The organism is Streptomyces sp. NPDC007157, assembly GCF_040634235.1.
Taxonomy (GTDB): domain Bacteria; phylum Actinomycetota; class Actinomycetes; order Streptomycetales; family Streptomycetaceae; genus Streptomyces.
Genome location: NZ_JBEYFE010000068.1, coordinates 1 through 2,765, shown reverse-complemented (window position 1 = coordinate 2,765; position 2,765 = coordinate 1). Strand labels below are relative to the sequence as shown.

The 2,765-nt window shown below is 65.8% G+C and carries 2 protein-coding genes and 2 pseudogenes; 2 read left to right on the top strand and 2 right to left on the bottom strand.

Features of this window, described 5'->3' with window-relative positions:
* The coding region (locus tag ABZ642_RS46370) for a hypothetical protein (protein WP_360497782.1) at positions 1-318 on the bottom strand (318 nt) is incomplete at its 3' end.
* A 79-nt stretch (positions 319-397) separates the two neighbouring features.
* On the opposite strand from ABZ642_RS46370, the pseudogene ABZ642_RS46365 reads away from it, so the two are divergent.
* Both ABZ642_RS46365 and ABZ642_RS46360 read left to right on the top strand, forming a co-directional pair.
* Positions 398-841 (top strand): annotated as a pseudogene (locus ABZ642_RS46365) (DUF5994 family protein); the annotation flags it as partial.
* Positions 842-1,240: 399 nt separating this feature from the next.
* On the top strand, positions 1,241-2,113 hold the full coding sequence (locus tag ABZ642_RS46360; protein ID WP_360497779.1) for a helix-turn-helix transcriptional regulator: 873 nt from the start codon (positions 1,241-1,243) through the stop codon (positions 2,111-2,113).
* 277 nt (positions 2,114-2,390) lie between these two features.
* On the opposite strand, the pseudogene ABZ642_RS46355 reads toward ABZ642_RS46360, so the two are convergent.
* Positions 2,391-2,765: pseudogene (locus ABZ642_RS46355) on the bottom strand (HTTM domain-containing protein); the annotation flags it as partial.

Sequence of the window (2,765 nt, the reverse complement as noted above, 5' to 3'; positions counted from 1 at the left end):
CGGGCCCTGCCAAATCGCCCGGGAGCCTGGATCTGCTCGCCGCATATTACGGAGAAATCTATGCGCGGCAACAGAAAATGAGGGAGAGTCGTGATAGCCGGGAATTAAACCCCCAAATGCACGGCAGGTATTGGTAAATTCATATTTCAGATTGTCCGGCGCGTTCACCCGAATTCGCGGATCGTGTGCCAGGGGGTGCTTTTTTCCGGTCCGGTCGGCCGCCCTGGCCCCGGTGGTCCGTTCAGCCCGCAGGCCGGCGTCGGTTCCTGAGGCGTCGATGAGGAGTACCCTGGTGATTACCGAGAGCATTTCGAACACCGGCTTCCATGCCGGTGTCGTTCCCGGCGATTCACCACAGCCGGGCCGGCCGTGACCGGCCCGGGGTTGGGTCCGCATCATGACCGCGACCATTTTGTTGACGCCTGCGGTCGAGGACCGAATTCCTGTTTCTTCGTCGCCGCTCAGACTTGAACTGGCACCCGCCGGCACCGCTCCAGCACTGATCGACGGCGCCTGGTGGCCTCGCTCCCGCGATCTGACGGCGGAGCTTCCGGCGCTCGTCGAGGTTCTCGACCCGCTGTGGGGTCGGATCACCCGGGTCACGGTGAACCCCACGTTCTGGCCGGTCATCCCGCGGAAGGTGCCCGTCCACGGGCACGTGGTGCACGTCGGCTGGTTCGCGGCCGAGCAGGACCCGCACAAGCTGATGCTGCTCTCCTACACCGTCGGCCGCTGGGACCTGCTGGTGATCCCACCGGAGACAGAGCCGGCCACCGCAGCCCGGCTGATGACCGCGGCAACCGACCCGTCGCGGATCCTCACGGCGACCGGACTGATCGACGAGGACAGCTGACTCTCTGTCGGCGCGACAAGCACCGGCGGGCGTTCAATCACCCTGGCCGGTGAGATCGACCCGCCTCAACGCCGTCCTCCACGCGCCGCGGGCCACCGCCGTGGCCGGTGGATCCTTTCGGTTGCACCAGCCGCCACCGGTGCCGGCTCGCATCATCGCCCTCACCGGCAACGACTCCCTGCGCTCCGGCCTGCCGGACGGTCTCGCGCACGCCCCCGGGACGCAGCGGCACGAATGGCCGGCATGTCGGTACAGGAAAGGAAAATGACAACGTCACAGTCCATTTCACCGGTCCGCGCACACGACGGCATGGCACATGATCAACAAGTCGTGTCCCATGGCAGCCTTCGGAGCTGGCAACGACGTGGATCCGGAGGTACCCCGCACATGACGGTGATCATCAACCCCACAGTGAGGAGACGTCGTCTGGGGGCCGAACTGCGCCGGCTCCGCCTGGACAGTGGGCTGAAGAGCACGGAAGTGGCTGAGCGGCTCATGGTCTCCCAGCCCAAGATCAGTCATATGGAGAACGGCCGCCGTGCCATCAGCCCCCGCGATGTACGCGACCTTTGCACCATCTACGGGGTGACGGACCAGCAGGTCGTCGACTCCCTGATGCACATGGCCCAGGAGTCGGGACAGCAGGGATGGTGGAGTGCCTACGGCGAGCACCCCCACAGCGACCATATCGGCTTCGAGACGGACGCCGCCTCGATCCATGCCTACGAGCCCATGGTGATCCCCAGCCTGCTGCGGACTCCTGCCTACGCCAGTGCCATTATCGAGGAAACGATTCCCTCGGTCACTGCCGAACAGGCCGCCCGGCGCCTCAAGGTGCTGCTGCGCCGTCAGCACCGCATCTACGACCCCACCTTCCCCCTGCGGCTGTGGCTCGTCCTGGAGGAATCGGCACTGCGCCGTGTCGTCGGCGGTCCCGACGTCATGCGCGAGCAGTTGGAGCACCTGAACGCACTCGCCGCCGAGCAGCACATCACCGTGCGAGTCCTTCCTTACACGGTGGGGGCTCACCCGGGCCTCTCAGGACAGTTCTCCATCCTGCGGTTCGCCGACGGCCCGCAGACAGGGGTGGTGTACCTGGAACGGTTCACCAGCGACCTCTACCTGGAAAGACAGTCCGCCGTACAGCAGTACGCCATGATGTTCGACCACATCCAGGCCCGAGCCCTCAGCCCGGACAGCACGCACGACTTCATCACCGACGCCACCAAGTCACACATCGACGCGGCAAGTTGCCCCTGAGCGGTCCGACGGTCGCGTCGTACGCGAGGAAACCGCGCCCGCGTTGCGCGAAGCGCTTGCCCGACAGAAGCGGCTCAGCCCACGCCTACTGCACATCGGACCAACGACACACCTGGGCCAGGGTCGGGTGATCCAACCGAAACGACCCGATCAACGCCTACCGCACAACGGGGGAACCTCACTGGTTCCGCGGCTGCTTTCGGGCAGCCCGGGAGCGCGACGCCGAAGGCATCTCATGGGCCCTGACGAGGGCTGAAAGCCGTGATGCACAGGGTGGTCAGCGAGTTGGCGGGGTCGGAGTCGGCGCCTTCCTGGCGTCGGCCGACGGGACGAATCGCCGCGACAGCTGTCCCAAGTACCGGTAGAAGCGGTCCGGAAGGAACACGGCGTCCGCGACGATCATCGCACCGGAGAAAAGCGGCAGGCCCAGGAAGACCGCGATCCCCACGTGCATGCTCAGCAGCATCGTCAGGACGGGGTACTTGAGCCTGCCGAACAGGACGAACGGGAAGGCCACCTGCAACAGCACCGTCAGGTAGCAGGCGACGGCGATCAGCACGTCGTGTTCGTCCGCCATGGCGGAGAGCGCGGGCCAGGGCTGGAACAGGTCGAGATTCAGGGCGTAATGGAGGGCGGTGCCGTTGCCCCAGGA

Coding starts and splice junctions, on each gene's coding strand:
- ABZ642_RS46360 (WP_360497779.1), top strand. CDS start 1,241: ATGACGGTGATCATCAACCCCACAGTGAGGAGACGTCGTCTGGGGGCC.